We start from the raw sequence: 22,595 nt of genomic DNA, 5'->3' as shown, positions 1-22,595 counted from the left end.
AGCGGTTACTAATGCTTTAATATACAAAACAATTGGTAACTCGAATCAGGTAAGAATCTGGGATGACAATGCAGCTATTAAAGCTATTTATGGAAATTAGGAGGTGATTCACATGAAAAAGAAAAATTTCATACTTTTAACAGTCCTTGCAGGTCTTACAATCTTTTTAACTTCAAGCTATTTTATCAATGCAAGCAGTCCAGACGAACTAGTATTTAATGAAACACACGATTCATTTGAGAAAAAATATGATGATGTATCCGAACTAGAAAAAAGTGCTGAGTTGATAGTCGAGGCAAAAGCAACAGATGAAAAAAATAATCAGGTAATAATGGATGGAGATTTCCCATTATACTACTGGACAGAGAGCAAGTTTGAAGTGGAGAAAATTCACAAGAATAATTTTGGTATTAAAGAAAATGATGTTATTACTGTGAATGAACCTTATGCATTTATTAATGAAAATGATGTTTTTATCTCTGAAGGATATGAGATGTCCGAAGTGGGAGCAAAGTATCTTCTATTTTTAGCGAAAAAGGAAAATGAAGATAAATATCTTCCTATCGCTGTATATCATGGAAAATATAACATGAACTTTAATGGTAAAAAACAATTATCAAATAGAATGAATCCATTCGAAATTGAAAATCCTAATTATGTGAAACTAAAAAATTCAGTGAAAGAAAAATACAACTTTGATTGATAGAAGTAGAATAAAATGTCACCAATTAAAAGATAAATATTAATATAATTTTTATGTAAATAAAGTAGTGTCCGGATACAAGTCTTTTAATAAGTTCTGCATGGCTAACATCTTCTTCAAATATTCAAATCATATAAGAAAAAACATAAACCTATACTAGTATCGAGTAGCTTGAATATTATTTCCATTAGGAGACTTACTTGCACTTTATACTAACGAGGTTAGAATTTCTGAACTTATTTTATAACTTGAATCATAATGTCTAACTGAACATCTTTTTTCCAAAATATTTTTCACACTCATGATATCAACTCCGAAGTTTTTATTTATTTCACCTTTAATTATAGTAAGCAATAATAAATAAGAAAATAACGCACTTAAATGTGGTATAGCCACTTTTAAGTGCCTATTTAGGAGGGAAAGCATAGGGTTAACTATAATACTGGCATCAACATTTTTATGAACATCGCAGGTGGGAAATGGAAATGTTTAATACTCTTTTTCTTGAGTCAAAAATCAGTAAGGACAAAAGAGTTTTACGAATTAATACCTGGAATTACACAAAAAGTCTTAACAGATCAATTGAAACAGTTAGAAAGAGATGGACTTGTACGAAGAGAAATATTTAAAGAAGTACCACCAAAAGTAGAATACAGCTTAACAGTTCTAGGAAGATCATTTGTACCAGTATTAAACACAATGTGTGAATGGGATAATAAGTATGCAATTATAAAAGGTATAGATAAAGATCAAAAAATTAATTGTGATCAAACTTCACCTAAGGTTCCCACTTTCAAAGACAATTATTAAAAATAACTTATTCAGTAGGATCACACCTCTATCTTCGCCGCTTCTTTATATGGGTGAATAATTCAATTTCTATTTAACCTTCACCAATTTATAATTATCTATTGTTAATACATGATCACATAATAGATCAATATCTTCTTGATTATGGCTCGTTATAAAAATCGTCTTACCATTATTTTTATAGTCCAATAATAACTTTCTTATATTCTCTACACTTTCACTGTCGAGTGCATTGAATGGTTCATCTAATATTAAAACTTGCTGATTTTCCATTATAGCTTGAGCTAAAGAAAGCTTTTGTTTCATCCCTAATGAATAGTGTTTTACCTTTTGTTTGTTATTGGGATCTAGACCTACGATTTTCATCGCATTTTTGATTTCTCCATCTGAAACAAGATTCTGAATAATTGCTAATGTTTTCAAATTATCAAATCCATTTTTGCTAGAATCATAACCCGGACGATCTATGATGATTCCAAAGTTTTTCGGGAATTTAGTTTTTAGTTCCATATAATCAGGATCAATCACTATACTGCCTTCATCAGGCGGTATAAAACCACAAATCATTTTAAAGAGTACAGACTTACCTGAACCATTATTTCCTGTAATTCCGTAAATATATCCTTTTTCAAATCGAACAGATATGTCTGTAAATATCGGGTTATTTTTAAATGATTTACTTACATTTATTAACTCAATTAATGCCATTAAATTTCCCTCCAGTATTATAATGAAACTCCTCTTTTTTTGAATAAGTAATAAATAATAAATAATTCAACTAAGAGATAAATAAGCAAAATAATAGAAATTTGAACTATTACATTTTCGCCACCGCCTACATGACCAAGACTGTTTAAACCAGATGGGAAGATTAGTTTTTGATTCAAAATAGGTAAACTAAGTACCATAAGTATTCCTAATGTAATCAGGCTATACTCACCTTTTTTCCATATCCAGATGACAATAAATGAAATGAGTACATAATTCATTAGTTGTAAAAAACCATTTATAAAGAAATGATAAACTAGCATAGGTACTGAACTTCCTGGCACTTCTGTTAAGGATAAATTGAGACTTTTCCCTTCCAATACGCCTGCGATAATCGTTACGCAAAATAAAACGGTTAATAATAAGATTCCCTTAAGCATAACTGGCCTGAAAAATTGCCCGAACCAGCGATACAAGCTAGGATACCGTATTAATTGATAATAAATTCGTTCGGTTAATACAATACTTAAATGCATTTGGAACAAATAAACGAACCCTAAGAAAATAATGCAGTAATAAACAAACGAATCGATGAAAAATCTCTGTTCAGTAAAGCCAAAAAAGACAATATATAATCTGTCCCAAACAGTAGAAGTTTTTACACCAGCCCCAGATGCAGGGAAAATGACCCCTAAAAGACAAAGAACTATATAAATGACTGTATTTTTGATTTGTGGCATAGTATTCCATCCTAGTTCTCTATTTTTTAAAAAGTTTTACCACTAAAATACATATTATAAATATTGTGGGTAATATTAACAATGGAATATAAAACGAATTGAAATTTCCAACATTATAGTAAGTAAGAACATAATTTTGAATTTGAAGCCAAGTCCAATCTACCCTTTTAAATGAGATAAGTGTCCCAAAATAGATACAGCTTATTGCAATGGTTAGCGTACTGTTTTTAGGCCTAAATAAGTAAAACGTCGCTATAACAACATGTACAGTAATCAAAAAAGAAAAATACTGTAACATTTGCACCAATACGGAAAAATATGGCTTACTAAAATGCTGTTGCAATCCAAAAACAAGATAATTTATTAATCCAAAATCATTGGTAGCATACTGGCTCCACGATAGTTGGAAAGGAAGAGGCAAGGTAATTAAGTAACCGATAAATATCCAAATTAATAGGAATACTACAATCGACGGAATAATTTTACTAACCGTATATAAAATCCATCCTGTATAGCTACGGACTCTATGCAAGATCATATATTCCCAATTTTGCAAAATTACCTTGCTAAACAAGAAAAGAAATAAGGGAAATAGAAAATATATAAACAAAAAAGGATTAAAGATAAAGTCTATAATGAAATCCCATAGATTAATTGAAACTCCCTGTATCTCTTGTATCTTAGCTAGTTTAGATTTTATATTCCAACCGTAAGGAAAAAGGAAAAGTATCCATAGTGTCCATTTCCAGCTTAGAAATTCTTGTCCAATCTCTTTTAACTTGATCATATTAAATCATCCAGATAATCGAATTTTTTTCTTATGTATAGAAATAAACATAAACATAAACAACACAATCCTATAAACGGAGTGACAGCTGTCCAAATGGGTTGTTGTATATAATTGTATGGGAAGACAGCATCCAAAAGTTGAAATGGTCTATCTAGTAGATAGCTGCCTACGAAAAAAATTAATGTCGGAATAGACATAGCTACAAACTTATTTGGTACTATCAATAAAAGCAAGAAACCAATAGAAGCATATATTGCTGCATTTATCCCTACCCAAAAGGAATAGATTAATCCATAGGTTAAAGAACCATATTCTAAAAGTTGTGTAAAAGTAAAACGTGTATAAGCGTCTTCTTGAACCGTTATTTCATTCAAATTATATGCTTCGGGTTGTAAATGAGCCAACCCTAGCGAGGGGAAAATATAAAAGCAAAGGCTAAACAATGAAAAAATATAAATAAAAAAAACACTAAATGATAACAGAAAATTTGCAGAAAACTTGATGAAGAGTAATTTCTTTATCGGCATTCTTAGACGTGTATAAACTAAAAATCGATTTTTCAACTCTGCTGAAAATAAGGGTAAATAAATTAACGTTGCAAGAATAGTAAAGAAAATCGGCATATTTTTAACCATAAAAGAAAATACTTGTAATGAGTCTTTAAACTCGTAACTGTCTCTAACCGCTAAATAATAGATGATGGGTAAACACATAATGAATAACCATATTAAAACATTTCTAAATTTCAGTTTATATGCAATTTCCCTTCCAATCGAATACTGGCTCATTAATAGCATCCTCTCTCAATTAAAACTGATATAAGTGTTTGTTAACAATATCATTTTTACATTAATTTGTAAATTTCGAAAGAATGTGGAATCCCCTTATTTCTGCAATTTTAAAGTTAGTTCCCTATCCACTGAAAATTGTTCTCTAACATCTACTACGTCATCTAACCAATCCAACAAAACAATAACTTCTCTCCAAATTTGAAAAGAATTCATGCTGCCTTGTAGTCTTCCAGCCATTTATTCGCGTTACATTCCCATTCGAGGAAAAATCCTGAACATTTAACCACGGAATATACTCACTAAATTCTCCCTGACCTCTGCCTTCCTTTAAATATCGCATACTTTTTTCTTCCATCCACTTTTTCTGTTTGCCATATTTAAAACACCCCTCTTTGATAAAAATAAAAAGAAGCTGGGACAAAAAGATTTTAGCCAATGAAAAACCCGAACTATTTTACGAAACTCTAATTTAGTGTTTTGTAATAGTTCGGGTCTTCTGATTATATTTCCAACTTTATTTATTCTATACATAAATGTAGAGTGACAATAAAGTTATTTAATTTTCTAACCTCAAATAAAAAAACCCGTCCAGATTTTTAGGACGGGATTAAAATAAAGTTGTTTAATTTTTGATGTAAAATACTTCACTACTTTTAAATTAAAAATAATAAAATCGTTTAATTCTAAGTGGTGTTTTACAATAGGGCTCTTAGTGAAATAGATCAACATTTAAGAATGTTGATCTATTTCATCTCCTGCTTTTTTCGATGCTCTTTGAAGTTGATAAAATTTCATCATACTAATTAATCCCGCTAATAGGGCTCCCAATAGGACTGACCCAATAATGACGAGGATCAATGGCCACTCAGCTTTTCCAAATAAATAATTAACCGTTACCATGTCAACATTGATAACTGAAAAAACCGCGATAATTAAGACCACAATTAGAGCTAATATTAAGTTCCATTGCTTTTTCATAAGCCACCTCATTAATTGTTATTTAACTATTCTACATTCACTATTATAGAATCAGGATTAGCTTAGGACAATCACTATTTCGCGGCAAGGATATTCCCTTTTTAAACAACTCTATTATTTTTTAATCGACTTTATTGTTTTTTAAATATTTTTATTACCATGAAACAATAAATATTGCTTTGAAATAAAGTTTGATCAAAATAGATTCTTCTCTTGCATATTTAGGTTTCGATTTTATAAAAAAGTTTGAACATTTTTTAACTGTGTTGTTCAACAATCGCGCCCGATTGCGGAAGACCGTGCCGTACAAAGTTTGATAATTAATTATATTTCCGATTGATAGGCATAGAATCCATTCTGTTTCTTGTAATCCGGAACTGGATTTTTCCCTGTAAATGGAGCCAATCGTTCAACATTCTCCCATAATGAAGGACTATTAAAATCTGAACTATTTTATCATCAAAAATTTGAAAGTATGGAACATTTCATTTCAGAATTGGAGAAGTACATTTACTATTTACAATAACAAACGAATTAAAGGAAAATTAAAAGGAATGAGCCCTGTCCAATACAGAGTTCATTCCTCAGTAACTGCTTAAAATATGTGTCTAACTTTTTGGGGTCACTTCATTTGAAGTTCCTTATAAATTCGTTATCTTACAGGTTCTATAGATGAGATCCGCCACTTGCATCGAGCAATTGACCAGTTACCCAACGGCTGTCTGAGGAAGCGAGAAAGGCGGCAATATCTGCCACATCCTCGGGTTCTCCCCATCTGTTGAAGATTGAAAGACCAGCCGCATATTTTTGTCCATCAAGGTTTTCCAAAGTCTCAGCATTCATCTCTGTATTAATAATTCCAGGCTGGATGGCGTTTACCGTAATATTACGGCTCCCTAGTTGTTTGGCTAGAAGACGCGTAAATGTGTCGATAGCACCTTTGGACATACTGTACGTGAAGACACTTGGAGAAGCTGCACGTGTTACAAAAGATGAAATATTAATAATGCGTCCTCCATCTTTTAAACGTGGCAAAGCTTGTTGAGTAACAAAAAGTGGTGCTTTAACATTAATCTTCATTACCTCGTCAAATGATTCTTCCGTCGTCTCTTCTAAACTGATAATTTGACCAATTCCAGCATTGTTGACAAGAATATCGAATCCGTCACCGCCCATATATTCCCGAATAGTGTCATCCAAAGTAGTAAATAAATCTTGAATACCATCTAAAGTACTAAGGTCCGCACCAATCGCGCAAGCATTTCCTCCGCTTTGCTCGATTTGGTGAACAACTGCTTCTGCCTCATTACGTCTTTTCCCGTAATGAACGACGACAAAGGCTCCCTCTTGTGCCAGACGCAATGCAATACTGCGGCCAATTCCTCGACTTGATCCTGTAACTAAAGCTATTTTGCCTGCTAACTTACTCATGCTTCCATCTCCTTGTTCAAACATAGTTATATTACATAGATAGTTATATCATGGAACATTATTTGAAATGTTGCTCTCCTATTCGGTTTCAAGGGGGCGATTGCTTCAGATAACTTAGTTCATCTCTTGGTTGCCAGCAGCATTGGTAGAGGTGGATTCAGGATTGTTCTTTATTTAGTAACTGAAAAAAATGAAATATACTTACTAACTATGTACCCAAAATCAGAGTGAGAAAATATGACTCCTAAAGAAATTAGAGATTTAGTCAAACATAATAAAGACTTAATTTTTGAATCAAAAGAATAAAAAAGGCCTCATGATCACATGGAGGGCACTGAAAAAGTCGATTTTCCACAAAAATGTGATGCAAATCGACTTTTTTGAGTTTCTAAATCCAACAAAAGACAGATTTATAATATAAAAAAATGAATTTCTTTAGTTTTTCAGTGCCCTTGATCACATGGAAGCTCTTTTTATTTAAAGGTGATTTTTATTACAAATTATCAGTCTTTTTTACAAAACTACGTTCTAAAGTGACGATAACATAGATATTCAATAAAAAATCTCTCCTCTTAGAAATCTATAGAGGAGAGATAATTTTAATCAATCTTTATTATAAATAATCCATCTTTCGTACAAAGCTACAGTGGTAATAATCTTTTTTTCAAGTAACGAACTTTTTTAACAAGTATCGATCTTTTTTTCAATACAACAATTATCCAAAGGGGTAAAACGGTGCAGCTTTTTTACAAACGGTATAACTTTATTTTAAACGGTACATCTTTTTTACAAACAGTACGACTTTATTTCAAATCTACATAATGTTGAATGACAATAAAATTGTATACTATAGGTCGCTAAAAAGCGCATTCTTATATTAGATATTTAAATTATTTTACAAAAAAGTTATATATTTAATATCCATTTGGTTGTAATGATTTCCCATACAACTGTAACAAAAAAGTTGTATACTGAAACGCTCCGAAGTGGAGCGTTTTATTAGTTTATTTTTGCAGTTTTTTAAAAGTTAAAATTGACCTCTTCGAGATAAATTCATAAGATTCAAAAGTTGTATTATTTTATTATGTATAACGGTCCATTTTCCTAAAAAATGTAGTAAATGGATACTGAAAATGTGATAGCATTAAATAATATAGTTTTGTTTAAAAATTTTAGGGAGGTTTAATATGTATTTATACTGTGAAAGGGTTTTATGGGATTATAAACAAAATGCATATGAATTAGTATTTGATTTTTATTTGAGAGAAGATTTGACTACCTTATCACGTTTTGCTGACTTAGAAAGTAATAATAACAATACTAACTTGTTAAAAACACTTTTAGTTCTAAATAAGGTGAAAGTCGAAAGTTATAAAGGGCCACGTCCGGGCTATTGGTATGATATCCCTATTGAGTTTTTCGAGAAATTCCTAATAACAGAGACAGAACCTGAATATAGTTTGATAAAATTTAATTTAACAATGCAAGATAACAATGAATTAAATTTTCAACAATATAGAACAATAAATGATGAATTATTTATTAATAATGAAACTATGAATTTTCATAAATGCAATTTTTACAACGAGCTTAACAAGCTTAAAGATGAAAATAATCCAAAGTTAATTATTAGAGATGTAGGTTGTGGTAATTGGAATGAAATAATTTGGGATGATTTCCATCTGATTTATGATCTTGGAGGAGATGTGAAGTTTAAAGAATCTGAAATGAACACAATAATAAATAGAGCAAATTTAACCAAAAAATTTAATGTAGTAATTAGTCATTGGGATTTAGATCATTATAGAGCTATCTTAGATTTAAATGATACTCAAATAAAGTTGATGGAGAATATTGTCGTTCCTTCTAAAATGCCAAATACACTTCAGCTGAATAATGCATTCAACCGATTACAATCTTCCGGTATAAATATTGATATTCTTTCCCCTGCACATAAAACGAAATCCGGAAGGAGAATCGAATTAGTATCTCAAGGTAAAGTTAATAATCTGGAATTATTTCGTTCAAGTGATGGTAGTAATATGAATCAAAGTGGCATAGTAATAACAATTGAAGGGAATGAAAAAATAGGTGTTTTAACGGGGGATCATCATTATCCTCAAATCTATAATAATGTATTAAATGTAACATCTGTTAAATCATACGTAATAGTGGTTCCTCATCATGGTGGGAATGCAGGAGAATTTAATAAAAACATTTGGGATACGCTTCCTTTATCGGAAGGAGCATTATCTACGAAATCTTTTAGATATAGGAATTTACCTCAAAATAAAATACATAAATTTTTTATAGAGGATAAAAGTTTCCATTGCACAGAGTGTCATTCTTCAGATTTCACATCGATACTATAGACTTAAAACTTTATCAATTAACACTTTAAACACCATTATTGAATATAAAAACAATTAATAATAGGTGGAGGTGGTTAGTTTGTTTTATGGAACGAGATGGTTTTATAAAATTTTATACTTTATAACGGCGATGTCACCTGCATATTTTTTATTTTTATTACAACTTGATGATAAATTTCAACATCCCTTTAAGATGAATTGGAATATCAAGATAGTGACGATAGATATAAATGTTTATTGGTGGTGTGGACTTTTATTTATTATTTTGTTTTTTTTAACATGGTTTCTTAGATTCTTGTTAACCCAACAATATATAAATTCTTCTACAAATCAGGTCCTACCTGGTAACAGGAAATCATTTGAAGAAAGTGAACTAGAAGAAATAAACGGGAATACAATGTCGTTTTTACTAGGTAATATAATTCCAGCTGTATTAATAATAGAAGGTAACTTATATGGAGCGATAATTGTTTTTATAGTAATTCAAATTTTGATTTACACTTTAATAATGAAAAGTACAGATATATTTCCTAATATCGCTCTCGTTATTCTAGGAATAAATCTATGTAAGACAAAAGATAGCAAATATGTTTTTACCTTTAAATCAAAAAAATTTATAGATTTTAAGGTATATCAACTAGGAGAACCAACGAAATCAAAGATATATATAACGATGTATAAGAAGTGAGGTATTGATGAGTAATGGCTTTAGAGCGTATTTATGTATGTACATCAAAAAATTCTAAGTTGTATAGAATTTATTTGTTGCAGACTGGTGATAAAGAGAAACAAAGTATTTTTAATAATTTTAAATCCGACTTAGCAAAACAGAGAACCAAGGAAAGTAATATGAATGTATTGAATGGTAATGCTTTAATCGAAGATATCCCGTATTATTTAGAGTTTGCTAAAATTGCCGAAAAAAGCTATCTACATGACTTTAAAGAAAAAATTGAAAGTTTACTCAACGATCCAGAGGAGAATATTATCCACTTTTCTAAGAAAAGTAAATCAAAAGGAGAAATAAAAAATCTTGAAGAAAATGAAGGTATAAAGTTTTTGATTGTTCAAGATGAACAATCTCTATATTTTTTATCTATTGCTAGAAATGCAGTAATCAAGAATAAATCCATATTGTCTGTATCAATCACTGAAAATACAACAGTTGTAGATGTTCCTAAAGGTATCCAAGTTCCACCTGTTGTTACAGCGCGATATGATAGAGCAGATGAAAAATTGTTTGTTTATGATGTTAATCGATTTGAAAGTATGTTAACTCTAAATGAAAATCGTAAAGCCAAATCACAAGCAGTCATAAGTAAATTCGCTCATGGTGAATATACAATTTCATCTGCTAAATATAAATTTTCTGGATTAGATGAAGATACAGTGACACAAAAATTATATAGCAGCGCGAGAGCTGTGAGAAGATTGTCTAAATATAGTGCTCAAGATACAGATTATTCTATTGAAAAAATTAAAGAAGCTGTTAATAAACTAGATGTATCACTTAGAGTTACTTTCAATGATACAAATAAAACAATTGAAGTAACACCCGATACAGCAAAAACATTTGTAGGGATTATCCATAACAGCATCGTACAACGTTTAATATCTGGTGAAATTGAAATTGCTATTTAAGAGGATTTAAAGATCTAAAAACCCACATATTTTGATTAATTTTTGTTCAAAACGTGTGGGTTCCCTCTATATAAAATCAAGGTTTGAAGCATTCTTTTAATCAAACTTTTTTCTAAACTACTCAACAATTGGGTAGTTTATTTTTTGATTATCTAAAGTAATTGTGTATGGTTCCATGTCTTTTACTTTTTTCAACAAATGGACCATATTCATTGAAAACCTGCTAATTCCGTTCATATTTACATGATAAATATTATTACTTGCTCGTAAATTCACACCCGTTTGTACACTAACGTCTCTTATTAAATCATAAGCGTGAGACCAGTATGAGAGTTGACCATCATATACCCTACTACATAGTTCTGTAGCTGAAAGAGTGAATTGAGCAGCTAATTGGTTAGGATCTTGTATATCAGCAAATGTAACAAGCGTTCTTGTAGCAGCAACTTCACCATCGGCAGATGCAGTAGTTATTGTACTTAAGAAACTTTCTCTATCAGTTAAGTAGCGTAAGCTTGCTATGTCTACTTCTAAATTGGTTATCGTATCACTTTTTACTACATTATAAACCGTTTCCTCGATTTGTTTTAATAACTCAATATCTACTGAATCTTGATACAAAGCTTCGTAAAGCTTATCGTACCTGTGTAATTTAATATAATTAACTCTAACAGATTCTCCATTTCCTACTGAAATAGATTTTTCACTAGGAGGCATTGTGTCAGGATTAAGTGGCTCCCTACTCCAATCAATAAACCACATATTCTCAATTAATGGTTCTGTTTCAGCGTCAATAATTTGCTTAACATTATACAAAATAGATTTTATATTCTCATCACTTAAGCTGTATCCAATGAAGATAATTGGATGTTCCATAAAATATGTAAACAGCTTGGCAATTAAGTATATCTGCTTTTTAAAGAAATAGTCGTAATCTTGTTGTTCGATAACGATACTATTACATTCATCAACTGAACCATGAATTTTTAAAATATGTCCAATATCTGTTGATTTCTTCTGGCGGATAACATGTTGGCCAACTATCGCCTCATATTTTGGAAATAAAGTTTCCAGTAATTTATCATAATTGGTTGTAACTATGGCTTGAGGATTTAATTTTTTTATTAATTCAATTTCATCTTTTAACTCATGAGAATCAGCATCAAATCGTTCCATAAGATTAATTAGTATACTCGCAATCCTATACTTCAAATGGATGCTTTTAGAAGATGATTCAAAAATAAAAGGAGGAAATTGTTCTTCATCAGAATGGTGATTCCAAGCATATGAATGATAATAATCAACCAATTCAGATGCAATTTTTGCGTAATCACCACCATGCTCTTGAATAAAATATTGTATGGGCATATCAATTTCAGGATTTTCATCTATTAATTGTTTTAATAAACTAGACCAAGTAGGTGCGTTAATATATCTTTGAGAGAAACCAGAACCAATTCGCATGTAAAGTGAAGGATCTTTTTTTCTAAGCTCTGTTCTTGAATAAGTAGGGTATTGAGTGATTAAATCGAGCCACCTTTGTTTCATATCACTATTAGTGTTATTTATTTTGTTAATAGGCTTATTATGTTTTTGCCTCGAATATTTAATAATTGTTTTTATATCAACTTTTAATATTTCTGAGCATGCTTTGTAACTCAACTGTTCACTTTCTACCAATTGGTGGAGTTTGTTCAACCAAGTCTCACCAAACATCTTAATACGTCCAATTTTTGTTTTATCGTTTTCTGTTTTATCTGGACCCTTACGAGAATAGACGAATCCACATACACAAGAGAAGGTTCCTACAGGCCTTTTACTATCATTACCCATCATCTTAACCCTCTGTGTAACAAATCACTGATTCAATGTAGAAATCAAAGTATTTCTATTTTATATAAACTCTCAGTAAAAAGGATTGATACTATTAAAAAAAATAATGATATTATTAAAAATAGTGCCACTGCAGCTATTAAAAATGATACATACATTCTTTTAGACAAGATATTATTCCTCCTCTTGAAAATCAGTAAGCTCACATTGTTGGATGAACCTCAAAATATTAATAAAACAGTCCACACCATACAAAAGTCCGTTTGGTAAAAAGTGTTATTTACGTTCACTACGGAAACTATAAGGTTGTGTAATTAAGATCGTTATCTATAGAACAAGGATAAAATAATAATTTAGGGCCACCAGCTAAGTTAAAGTGGAGGCCCTCATTTTGTTCTATTAATATTTAAAATTTATATTTCATTATTTCTTTTTGTTTATTTTTCCTTCATAATCACTCAGTAGTTTATTTAGTTCACCTTCTCCTTTTAAATATTGTGTAAAGTAATCGGCTCCTACATTTGTAATCTCATTGAATTTGTCTGCGTTAAATTGTGGTGGCTTAATTAATGCTCCAGGTTGGTTGTATGCTGGTGATAAGTCAAACTCGTATTTTTGAATAAGTATATCTTTAATTTCTTCGTCCCAATATGTAGGGAATAATGTAGTTTTAGTTAATAATTTGGCGAATTTTTCACCCTGTATATATTCTAAAAATTTTATAGCTTCATCATTATCACTATACTTTGAAATAGAAAATAGAGAATCTGTAAACGCAAGACCTCCTTTATTTTCCTCAAAAACAGGCATTTCCACTATTCCCCAATTTGATTTATCCAAATCCGCATAAAACTTAAGAAATTCGGAATCTATTAGTTGTCCTAATGGTAGAAGAGCCATAGATACTTTCCCATTCATAAACTCCTCTCCTGTTGCTTTTGAGTTATCTTTGTACATATCAGCGAACAGCTTCCAGTACTTTTTAGTAATCGTAGTATTAACTATAGCTTTTCCATCCTTATTTTCAAAATAATCAACTGGATCATTTATACTTTGATATAAAAAGTAAAATTGTCTATCTGAAGAAGGAAAACCCAATGCAATACCTTTATAATTCGATTTCTCTTGAACTTCAGTAGCTAATTTACTTATTTCTTGCCACGTCATACTATTACTTGGTTTTTCGACTTCTACTTGTTCAAAAATTCTTTTATTATACACAAGTACATAGTTATTAAAGTATGGAGCAACCGCGTATACATCCCCTTTACCTGCTTGTTTAATAGGTTCTAATATAGCTGGTGCAATTTTCTCCAATACAGATTCATCCATTGAAGTACTCAAATTTTTTAAATCCCCTTTTTCAACCAACCCCTTTAAATAATCAGGTGTAAACCCATACACTATATCTACATCCTTATTATTTATCAAGAAATTATCAATCACTTTATCCAACTCTACCCAATTACCATTTATTGCATCTACACTGGGTAATATAGACTTAATTTCTATATCATAATCATAATTTTCAGCATATAAATTTTTAATTGAATCTTCCATTTCTGGAGCCATCACAGCTATAATTAGAGGTTTACTTTTTAAGCTACAGCCACTTAGTACTATTAAAAATAACAAAAATATAAACAATTTCTTTAACATAAGACATTATCCCCCTTGTTGATTTCAACATTATATTTTTCAGCTATTAAAAGAATATACTAGAAAAAATATTGAACCTTATTTAAACCATTCTCTTAGAATAAACTTACTTTTTTCTTATTTTATCATAGAAATAAATTGAATAATCCATTTTTACCTTATATTAACAAAAATTAATGCCTATATTAACTTTTAAATATTTAAATATTCGAAAAAAAATAATAATCTAGTATTAATCGAATGGAGGTGATACAAAATGGCTAATAAATTTAAAGCTTTTATTTTAACTGCAGCACTATTGATAACTGGCGTCTTTGCGTTACCTACAGGAGCTTTCGCAGATTCCAATTATAATGCTACTGTTCAACCAGGGGAAAAAGCGAAACTTGCAACCGAATCTATGTGGCTATCAAATTATGTGCAGGGTTCTCAAAATTCTGTATATGCAAATGGGAACTGTGGAGTAACTTACATTATTACAGATTCTAATAACAACACTAAAGGTCAGAAAACTGTATATGGTAATGATAACAGCGTTAACATTACATTCGATCTTGGATCTTTAGGTGAAACTCTTACTTTATGGGGTAAAAATATCTATAACGGAGCAAGAGATGCTGTTAAACTTATCGGAAAATGGTTAGACTAAAAAATAAAAAAGCCAGTCCTTTATAAATTCTGAGGACTGGTTTTTCTTTTGAATGATTAACCTTCCATAATAATTACAATGCAAAAAATGATACAAATAAATTCCAAAGAGCGTGGGCAATAATTGGAATCCAAATATTATTGAAACGAATCGCTAATATACCTAAACTTAAACCTAACCAAATAATTAATGTGGGATCATCATGAAATAAAGCAAAAACAATGGATGAAACCAACAACATTAAATATTTTATCCTTTTACTCGGTATTAAAACCAATAATCCTCTATACATAAATTCTTCTGCTATTGGAACTATTATTAGAACACGTAAAAGTAATACTAAGTAAGACAAAAAATCCATGGTAAATATTCTAAGTTGAAAATTCGATCCAGAAACCATTTCTATAATTAAGTAAGTTGCAAATAAAGAAAGAACAATCCAAACATAACTTTTATTATTTTTTAAAGGTTCTATACTAAATAAATAAATATATTTTTTTCCGATTGTCTTTAATAATAAGACAAAAAATATAATAACTAAGAAATCATTCTCAATATCTATTACGACCCACGCTGGATTTATATTATTTAAAAAATCAAATCTAGGCATTTCTATATTCGCTATAATGAAGGACATAAAATATAAAATTACTAATAAAAGAGTTTTATATATGAAGTTTAATAGTTTTTTCATATTTCTGCTCTTTTCTGAATTTAATAATTCCCTCATTTATCCACCCCCTGTTGGCCTCCTACATTTTTTAAAATGGGTATAACTATTAATATTATACACCACTCTCACTCTCTTATATTATAACAATTCTCAATTTATTACTTTTTTTATACAATTTTACATTTTCAGTGTTATAATATCACTAAAGTTAGGAGGGATTATATGAATTCAAATTATATAGCTGTTTTGACTAATAATCATAATTTTTATCAATTTCTTGACTTATTATTGTTTAATATATCACTAAAGAGAATTAACGATTTTCAAAGTTTAATAAATGATGAAGATTGTATAGCTTTTGTTGGAGATTCTCTCTGCTATGAAGATCTACAAAAAGTAGAGAAAAACATTAATAAGCCGGTTATTCTTCTTTCAAGTTCATTAGATTATAAGGAGAATTTTTTGAATTTTTATTATAAATTTCCAAGATTTATCTCTAAACAAAACTTCATTAATAAAGAATTCAATGATTTATATAGATTAAATACTGATACTTATTTCTCTATAGAAAAACACAGTATTATTACTAAAAATCAAAGCCATCCACTAACTAATCTGGAATTTAGGCTAATTTATTATTTATTAAAAAATAGAGGTAAAGTTATTAGTGTAGATTCTCTCATTGATAGGTTAGATTTAATGACACCATCATCACTATATGTCTGCGTGAAAAAATTACGAGATAAAATTGAGGAGAATAGTGATTCTCCTTCTCTTTTAGTCTATTTAAAAAACAAAGGTTATTATTTAAATATTGATAGTAACTAAAAATAAATATCTTAATTTTCAGTTTGCTACATAGTTAATAATAGGACAAATGGTTAATTTAGGATATGCCACTTGTATATTAGCATATACAAATATCCAATAAAAAAATCACCTCAATGAACAAAGAGAGGTGATTTTTATCAATAAAAGAGTTCTTCCATAGATATGGTTTAATTATTCAGTATACTACTTTTTTTGTCCTGTATATAACATTATTGTGAAGTATACAACTTTTTTGTCGAGTATAGATATTTATTGTTACTCAACAATAAATGTAGATTTGGAATAAAGTTTGATTAAAAGTTAGGTTCAAACATTGGTTCTGTAATAGAACAAACCCACGAACTTTGAAAAAAGATTGATCAAAATGCGTGGGTTTGATTTTTTGTAGAGCTTAATTTTATAAAAAAGATTGATTAAATTGATGCTTTATAAAAAATATTTAATACATCTCGCTTTTGCCCATCTATAAAATAATTTTCAAGTATAATAAAACTATCAAATATATTAAAATCTATATCACCAAAAATGGATAAAGCTTCACATATTTCTTCAAACGTCGTCATATTTTTATATCTACTAGTATCTCGATGTATTGTTCCTATTAAACACTTATTTTCCTTCAAAAGAATCTTAAAGTTATTAAAAATCACTTTATCATCTAATTCATAATTATCAATTAAAGAAATACATTTATCATATGCACTAGCAGCAATCGCCATTTTTCTTATACTTTCAGTGTAACCTTCTTTTAAGCTATCTATAGTAACATTAGGCTTCTCTTTACAAATAGCAGGTAATGACAATAAATCTTCGGCTATTGTAAAAAAAGAATACTTCTTAGGTATAGAAGAAATCATTGCATTTAAAAAAGGTTTTCTATTCATAGTAGCTGAACTTATAATAAGCAAACTTTTATTGGAAGAAACTCACCTTTTTACTTCTTCTATTACTTCAAATGGTATAGAATTTATTATTTGATATTCTTGTAAAGACATAGGAGAGAATGGCTCATCATATGGAATCAGACCATTTCTCTGCGCCTCATAAAAATATTTAGCTGAAAACCAAACTTCTATACACCAACTTAAAAGATCTAAACTACGATACTTCTTATCCAAATATAAAGAGTTAATTCTTAAAAGGGGAAGATTAAACCTTTCCACTAATCTATTTTTAAGTTTATCTCTCGACTTTTGAATTTCTACTAAATGAGACTTTCCATCAAACTCTACTGCAAATAATGGTTGCAATGTTGTATTATCATATACAGTAAAATCAAAATGTGATTTTAAAGCGAAAGAATACTCTTCGTTGGAAATCCCACTATCAGTGATTGGAAAAGTTGATTGTGGATTCTTGGTATCGGATGAGATTCCATCTGAAGCTTCCTATTCGCGTATGATCACGTTAATTAGCGAATCAGACGCGTTAGAAATTGTTCAAGAGCGTCTTCTTCTCCAGGCAATATCGGAAGGATTTGTCTCAGGTGAAACAATAGCCATTGATGCAACCCATGTTGAATCACGTGACCGCGCTCCATTCAAAACAGAAAAGGTTAAAAAGGAACCTCAGAAAAGAGGTCGTAAAAAGAAAGAAGAACGTGAACAGTGGCTCCTCGCACAGGCTGAGAAAGAAGCTAACCTTCCGCTCTATGAAAAAACAATTGCCGGCCAACTGGATGTACCCCTCAAAGAACTTCGCTCCGCTGTACCCATTCAACCTGAATGGGGGGTGAAGAAGAATAGCGAAGGGAAGAATATCTTTTGGTTCGGATTTAAGTGCCATCTAGCCGTTGGGACGAAAAGCCAATACATCCTTCAATCGCTGTTTTCTTCTGGCAGTCTTAACGATGGAAAAGCTGCAATTCCTTTATTGAAGGGGGTCCACGCCCGTTTACCTTCTTTAGAAATCAAGAGGACGACAATGGACGCCGGTTATGACTACTACCCTATTTATGAACAAGTTCATCGTATAGGAGCCCAGTCTGTCATAGCATACAATAAGAAAAATGAGCCTGAACCAATAGGCTTCGATAAGCACTTCGCGCCAACATGTGTGCGAGAGCATAGTTATCGTTACGACAGCTATGATACAAAATATGGAACATTAAAATATACACGACCAATCGAATGTAAAGAATGTTCATTAGCCCGCGACAGCCTTTGTCAAAAGGTTTATAAAAAGAAAGTTACAGATGACCTGAGACGGTACCGGCAAGAGGCTCGATGAAATGGACTGAAATCTATAAGGAACGAAGTGCCGTTGAGCGCGTAAACGCCTATCTTAAAGGTTATTTTCTATTGAATCAGATTTACCATTGTACAGGGAAGAAAGCTAAAGTCCATTTTGATTTGGTTCATCTTGCGTACAACGCCTGCAAACTGGCAGTTGATCGGCTTTCCCAACTACAACTTTCTGTAGCATAATTAGCTATTTCATTCGTTTTTTTAAGAAATCATCGAAATTCTGTTTCTTTATGATTTTTTAAAAGTGCGTATTATGAAATTGATTCTACTACATAATAAAAAAATATATTTTTAAGGAGAACAAGATGAAAATAGAACGTATGTTAACCATTATTGTGATGTTACTTAATAGAAATCGTGTAACAGCAAATGAATTGGCTGAGAAATTTGAAGTGTCGGTCCGGACTATTTACCGAGATATTGAAACAATCAATCTAGCTGGCATTCCCATCATTTCCCATTCCGGAAACAATGGTGGATTCAGCATTTATGAGAGTTATAAATTAAATCATCAAGTACTAACTCTTAATAACCTGTCCTCCCTTCTTTCTGTTCTCAAGGATATTAATTTCACAGTTGACGACATTGAGTTAGAATCATCCATAGAAAAACTACAAAATATCATTCCTAAAAACAAGGTAGATTATCTAAAGCTGCATATGGAACAAATCATCATTGATTTACATCCTTATGGAGACTCTCCAAATCAAAAAGCATTAGTTAAGACGCTAAGGAAAGCTATTACACAGACTAATTTACTGACTATTGACTACAGAAATTATGATAATATCGTCAGCAAAAGACAAGTTGAGCCTATGTCGCTCATATTTAAAAATTATACTTGGTATTTATTTGCTTATTGTCTTTTAAAAGAAGACTTCAGAATATTTAGAGTTTCCCGTATAAGTGATTTTCACATTAAAAATCAATCATTTGAACGTCGAGAAAAATCCTATCACGAGATTATGGCATTATTAAATGAACAAACAACAATGACAACAATTGTCTTAAAAGTTTCCCCTCAAATGAAGTCTCGTGTGAAGGATGTTTTTAATAAAGAAGATATTGCGGTGTTAGAAACAGGTGAACTTCTTGTTACAGCTACATTCCCCGAAAAAGAATGGTTGTTCTCTCTCATATTTAGTTTTGGAGAGCATATAGAGGTCTTAGCTCCAAAAGAAATGCGCAAAAAAATTGCTTCCAAACTCAGATTGATGGCTGACAAATATCATTAAGTGAGTTTCTCAAAGCTGACAGACCGTTGTCAAACGTCCATGATAATATTGTCATTGTAAGATACTTTTATTTTAATTAGGAGGATGTTGAATGACAAACAATTATGAATTTCCAACACCAACACTTATCTCAGGTAACGGTGTGGAGCTAGAGGTTTTTGAAGCTGGACAAAAAAATGGGGGGCAACCTATCGTTCTCTGCCACGGATGGCCAGAGCATGCCTTTTCTTGGAGACATCAAGTGACCCCTCTTGTAGAAGCAGGTTATCACGTTATTATTCCTAATCAACGAGGGTATGGAGAGTCTTCTTGTCCAAAAGAAGTCACAAAATATGATATTGAACATTTAACGGGTGATCTTGTTGCTCTTTTGGATCACTACCAATACAAAGATGCCATTTTTATGGGCCATGATTGGGGCGCAAGTGTTGTTTGGAGTATGGCTTTGCTGCATCCAGAACGTGTTAATAAAATGATTAACTTATGCTTGCCCTACCAAGTTCGAGGAGAGAGACCTTGGATTGATTTTATGGAAGAAGCTTTTGGCGATGATTACTATTTTGTTCACTTTAACAAACAACCAGGTGTTGCAGATGCTGTATTAGACGAAAATGCAGCCCAATTTCTTCGTAACTTATATCGAAAGAATGTTCCATCACAAGGCTCTGTTGAAGGAATGGAAATGATTAATCTAGCTAAAGCAACCCAGCCGTTAGGTGAACCTGTTATGAGCGATGATGATCTTTCTGTTTATATCACAGCCTTCAATAAGACAGGTTTCACTCCAAGCATCAATTGGTACAGAAATTTAAATCGTAATTGGAATTTATTAGGTGACTCATCTCCTATTCTTCATCAGCCAACATTGATGATTTATGGTGAGAAAGATATTATTCCGCCGCTTCCAAATATAAAAGATTTTGTACCTAATATAGACATTAAGAGTTTAAACACTGGTCATTGGATTCAAGAAGAAAGACCTGAAGAGCTTAATCAAATGATTTTAGAATGGCTGGAAAAATGAGTGAAGTGCTATTTTTTAGTAATCAAACAGAATTTATTGATTGGTTGGATATTCATCACCAAACAGCTAGTGAAATTTGGGTAGTTTTTTTTAAGAAAAAGACCAATAAAGCAAGTCTTACTTGGTCCGAATCAGTAGATTGTGCACTGTCATTTGGTTGGATTGATGGGATACGAAAAACAGTTGATGAAGATTGCTATAAAATTCGCTTTACTCCACGTAAGCCTAATAGCCTCTGGAGTAAAGTTAATGTGCAAAAGGTGCATAAACTGATAGAACACAATCAAATGAGGCCTGAGGGATTGACTGTTTTCAATCAAAGAAATGATCAAACAGGTTATTCTTCCGTTCATAGGAACGTTACTTTAACGAAAGAATATGAGGATGAAATTATAAAACATCCAAGTTCTTGGGAATTTTTTAATCAGCTTCCACCTTCGTACAGAAGAGATTCTATTTGGTGGGTAATGAGTGCTAAAAAAGAAGAAACTCGGCTAAGAAGATTGAATCGATTAATTGTTTCATGGGACAAGGGAGAAATGTTAAGACCCTAGATTTTCATTTTGCTTCATTGTCGCAAAGAGAGTATGTAAGGGGTTATGCATTTCGCTAATCAATCAAAAAAAGAAACGCCGTTAAATGTCAAGCCCGTTAGAATAGACACTGAATAAAATCCTTAAAAGGCATGAACCCTAAATTCTAACAGAAAGCATGTCTTTTAGTTTCCTTTGAGGCATATCTGTATTGTACTTAATTTGACAATTCTATTGAATAAAACAAACAAAGAAGAATAACAGATGAATGTAAAGAACCTAACTAAGGAAAACAAAGATTATACGATCGGATTAAGACATCATTTTCACCAGTACCTTGGAACTAGATTAGTCGCAATGTTACAAGACAATAAAGACCATCCAATAATTGGGTTAAGAACGGACATTGATGCAACGTCTTGAATATTGAGCCAAGGTTTATACTCGGAGCCAACACTCGTCCCTCGCCCTTCTTTAATCCATTTTTCGATTTTAGATGTTCTTGCTCGTTTAGACATAAAAAACACCCCTTTAGACAAATATAATCTAAAACCTAGATTATTCATCAACATATACAAAATCCCACAGAAAAACTGACCTATCAGCTTTTCTGTGGGATTCTCTTTTTCACTTAAAAGATGAAAAAAGAATCCATTTCTGTTAAGGTTATTGCGACTAAACATCAACCAAAAGAAAGGATTCTTATGATGACTACTTTAACGCAAAATACCCTACATTTCAACCGTTCCATTAAATTATCTAATGATGGAGGCATGCTTTCTTCTGACACCGGGGAATTGATTTTCCGTGAATTTGATGAAAAAATCGGCTTTTCTCAAACGATCGCTAAGCATCTCCATTTAAAGATGAACGCACGTATTGCATTCATGAAAATGAACAGCTACTTCGTCAAAAAATTTATCAGCTCATCGCAGATTATCATGAGGA

Annotated in this window: 21 protein-coding genes and 5 pseudogenes; 13 read left to right on the top strand and 13 right to left on the bottom strand. The window is 31.1% G+C overall.

Annotated features, from left to right (window positions below; genetic code table 11):
* Positions 1-112 precede the first annotated feature (112 nt).
* Both AN161_RS16780 and AN161_RS16775 read left to right on the top strand, forming a co-directional pair.
* Positions 113-703, top strand: a complete 591-nt coding sequence (locus AN161_RS16780) for a hypothetical protein (protein WP_053595491.1) — start codon at positions 113-115, stop codon at positions 701-703.
* 459 nt (positions 704-1,162) lie between these two features.
* Entirely contained in the window at positions 1,163-1,513 is a 351-nt protein-coding gene (locus AN161_RS16775) for a winged helix-turn-helix transcriptional regulator (protein WP_053595490.1), read from the top strand.
* Positions 1,514-1,582: 69 nt separating this feature from the next.
* Here the strand turns inward: AN161_RS16775 and AN161_RS16770 are convergent, their stop codons facing one another.
* The 6 genes and pseudogenes from AN161_RS16770 to AN161_RS30665 all read right to left on the bottom strand — a co-directional run.
* The gene (locus AN161_RS16770) at positions 1,583-2,221 is read right to left on the bottom strand and encodes an ABC transporter ATP-binding protein (protein WP_053595489.1); all 639 of its coding nucleotides are present in this window, start codon (positions 2,219-2,221) and stop codon (positions 1,583-1,585) included.
* A gap of 17 nt (positions 2,222-2,238) precedes the next feature.
* Positions 2,239-2,961 (bottom strand): hypothetical protein, encoded by a 723-nt coding sequence (locus tag AN161_RS16765; RefSeq protein ID WP_053595488.1) that lies wholly within the window; start codon positions 2,959-2,961, stop codon positions 2,239-2,241.
* Positions 2,962-2,980: 19 nt separating this feature from the next.
* The gene (locus AN161_RS16760) at positions 2,981-3,748 is read right to left on the bottom strand and encodes a hypothetical protein (protein ID WP_053595487.1); all 768 of its coding nucleotides are present in this window, start codon (positions 3,746-3,748) and stop codon (positions 2,981-2,983) included.
* Positions 3,745-4,539, bottom strand: a complete 795-nt coding sequence (locus AN161_RS16755) for a hypothetical protein (RefSeq protein WP_053595486.1) — start codon at positions 4,537-4,539, stop codon at positions 3,745-3,747. Before AN161_RS16755 ends, AN161_RS16760 begins: the two co-directional genes overlap by 4 nt.
* 732 nt (positions 4,540-5,271) lie before the next feature.
* Positions 5,272-5,520 (bottom strand): lipopolysaccharide assembly protein LapA domain-containing protein, encoded by a 249-nt coding sequence (locus AN161_RS16745; RefSeq protein ID WP_082340164.1) that lies wholly within the window; start codon positions 5,518-5,520, stop codon positions 5,272-5,274.
* A 330-nt stretch (positions 5,521-5,850) separates the two neighbouring features.
* A pseudogene (locus tag AN161_RS30665) lies at positions 5,851-5,952 on the bottom strand (flavin reductase family protein); the annotation flags it as partial.
* On the opposite strand from AN161_RS30665, the pseudogene AN161_RS27665 reads away from it, so the two are divergent.
* Positions 5,951-6,119, top strand: a pseudogene (locus tag AN161_RS27665) (IS3 family transposase); the annotation flags it as partial. The pseudogenes AN161_RS30665 and AN161_RS27665 sit on opposite strands and share 2 nt — an antisense overlap.
* A gap of 67 nt (positions 6,120-6,186) precedes the next feature.
* Here AN161_RS27665 and AN161_RS16740 read toward each other — a convergent pair.
* Entirely contained in the window at positions 6,187-6,951 is a 765-nt protein-coding gene (locus AN161_RS16740; protein WP_053595484.1) for an SDR family oxidoreductase, read from the bottom strand.
* Between the two features lie 1,187 nt (positions 6,952-8,138).
* Here AN161_RS16740 and AN161_RS16735 point away from each other — a divergent pair.
* From AN161_RS16735 to AN161_RS16725, 3 genes are all read left to right on the top strand, one after another.
* On the top strand, positions 8,139-9,323 hold the full coding sequence (locus tag AN161_RS16735; RefSeq protein WP_053595483.1) for a hypothetical protein: 1,185 nt from the start codon (positions 8,139-8,141) through the stop codon (positions 9,321-9,323).
* 79 nt (positions 9,324-9,402) lie between these two features.
* Positions 9,403-10,011, top strand: a complete 609-nt coding sequence (locus tag AN161_RS16730) for an antibiotic resistance protein VanZ (RefSeq protein WP_241774590.1) — start codon at positions 9,403-9,405, stop codon at positions 10,009-10,011.
* A gap of 14 nt (positions 10,012-10,025) precedes the next feature.
* Positions 10,026-10,964: a hypothetical protein gene (locus AN161_RS16725; protein ID WP_053595482.1), complete on the top strand. Its 939-nt coding sequence runs from the start codon at positions 10,026-10,028 to the stop codon at positions 10,962-10,964.
* Positions 10,965-11,081: 117 nt separating this feature from the next.
* On the opposite strand, the gene AN161_RS16720 is transcribed toward AN161_RS16725, so the two are convergent.
* Together AN161_RS16720 and AN161_RS16715 are read right to left on the bottom strand one after the other, a co-directional pair.
* Positions 11,082-12,800: a TnsD family Tn7-like transposition protein gene (locus tag AN161_RS16720; protein ID WP_241774589.1), complete on the bottom strand. Its 1,719-nt coding sequence runs from the start codon at positions 12,798-12,800 to the stop codon at positions 11,082-11,084.
* Positions 12,801-13,220: 420 nt separating this feature from the next.
* Positions 13,221-14,456, bottom strand: a complete 1,236-nt coding sequence (locus AN161_RS16715; RefSeq protein WP_053595481.1) for an extracellular solute-binding protein — start codon at positions 14,454-14,456, stop codon at positions 13,221-13,223.
* A 256-nt stretch (positions 14,457-14,712) separates the two neighbouring features.
* Here AN161_RS16715 and AN161_RS16710 point away from each other — a divergent pair, with 256 nt between their 5' ends.
* Entirely contained in the window at positions 14,713-15,105 is a 393-nt protein-coding gene (locus AN161_RS16710; protein ID WP_053595480.1) for a hypothetical protein, read from the top strand.
* Positions 15,106-15,178: 73 nt separating this feature from the next.
* On the opposite strand, the gene AN161_RS16705 is transcribed toward AN161_RS16710, so the two are convergent.
* The gene (locus AN161_RS16705; protein ID WP_053595479.1) at positions 15,179-15,835 is read right to left on the bottom strand and encodes a CPBP family intramembrane glutamic endopeptidase; all 657 of its coding nucleotides are present in this window, start codon (positions 15,833-15,835) and stop codon (positions 15,179-15,181) included.
* A gap of 165 nt (positions 15,836-16,000) precedes the next feature.
* Here AN161_RS16705 and AN161_RS16700 point away from each other — a divergent pair, with 165 nt between their 5' ends.
* On the top strand, positions 16,001-16,606 hold the full coding sequence (locus AN161_RS16700) for a helix-turn-helix domain-containing protein (protein ID WP_053595478.1): 606 nt from the start codon (positions 16,001-16,003) through the stop codon (positions 16,604-16,606).
* 416 nt (positions 16,607-17,022) lie between these two features.
* Here the strand turns inward: AN161_RS16700 and AN161_RS16695 are convergent, their stop codons facing one another.
* Together AN161_RS16695 and AN161_RS16690 are read right to left on the bottom strand one after the other, a co-directional pair.
* Positions 17,023-17,493 carry a hypothetical protein gene (locus AN161_RS16695; RefSeq protein WP_143114875.1) on the bottom strand — a complete coding sequence of 157 codons (471 nt, stop codon included), beginning with the start codon at positions 17,491-17,493 and terminating at the stop codon, positions 17,023-17,025.
* Between the two features lie 42 nt (positions 17,494-17,535).
* Positions 17,536-17,928 carry a DUF2726 domain-containing protein gene (locus tag AN161_RS16690; RefSeq protein ID WP_277815959.1) on the bottom strand — a complete coding sequence of 131 codons (393 nt, stop codon included), beginning with the start codon at positions 17,926-17,928 and terminating at the stop codon, positions 17,536-17,538.
* A gap of 19 nt (positions 17,929-17,947) precedes the next feature.
* On the opposite strand from AN161_RS16690, the pseudogene AN161_RS16685 reads away from it, so the two are divergent.
* From AN161_RS16685 to AN161_RS16665, 4 genes and pseudogenes are all read left to right on the top strand, one after another.
* Positions 17,948-19,035, top strand: a pseudogene (locus tag AN161_RS16685) (transposase); the annotation flags it as partial.
* 125 nt (positions 19,036-19,160) lie between these two features.
* On the top strand, positions 19,161-20,090 hold the full coding sequence (locus AN161_RS16675; RefSeq protein ID WP_053595473.1) for a YafY family protein: 930 nt from the start codon (positions 19,161-19,163) through the stop codon (positions 20,088-20,090).
* A 91-nt stretch (positions 20,091-20,181) separates the two neighbouring features.
* The gene (locus tag AN161_RS16670; RefSeq protein ID WP_053595472.1) at positions 20,182-21,114 is read left to right on the top strand and encodes an alpha/beta hydrolase; all 933 of its coding nucleotides are present in this window, start codon (positions 20,182-20,184) and stop codon (positions 21,112-21,114) included.
* A complete protein-coding gene (locus AN161_RS16665) occupies positions 21,111-21,668 on the top strand; it encodes a YdeI/OmpD-associated family protein (RefSeq protein ID WP_053595514.1) in 558 nt (185 codons plus the stop codon). Before AN161_RS16670 ends, AN161_RS16665 begins: the two co-directional genes overlap by 4 nt.
* Positions 21,669-22,054: 386 nt before the next feature.
* Here the strand turns inward: AN161_RS16665 and AN161_RS31255 are convergent.
* A pseudogene (locus AN161_RS31255) lies at positions 22,055-22,165 on the bottom strand (transposase); the annotation flags it as partial.
* A 189-nt stretch (positions 22,166-22,354) separates the two neighbouring features.
* Between AN161_RS31255 and AN161_RS16655 the strand changes: the two are divergent.
* Positions 22,355-22,595 (top strand): annotated as a pseudogene (locus AN161_RS16655) (transposase); the annotation flags it as partial.

This window comes from Lysinibacillus sp. FJAT-14222 (assembly GCF_001278875.1).
Classification (GTDB): Bacteria; Bacillota; Bacilli; order Bacillales_A; family Planococcaceae; genus Lysinibacillus; species Lysinibacillus agricola.
This window is presented reverse-complemented; position numbering and strand designations above follow the sequence as displayed.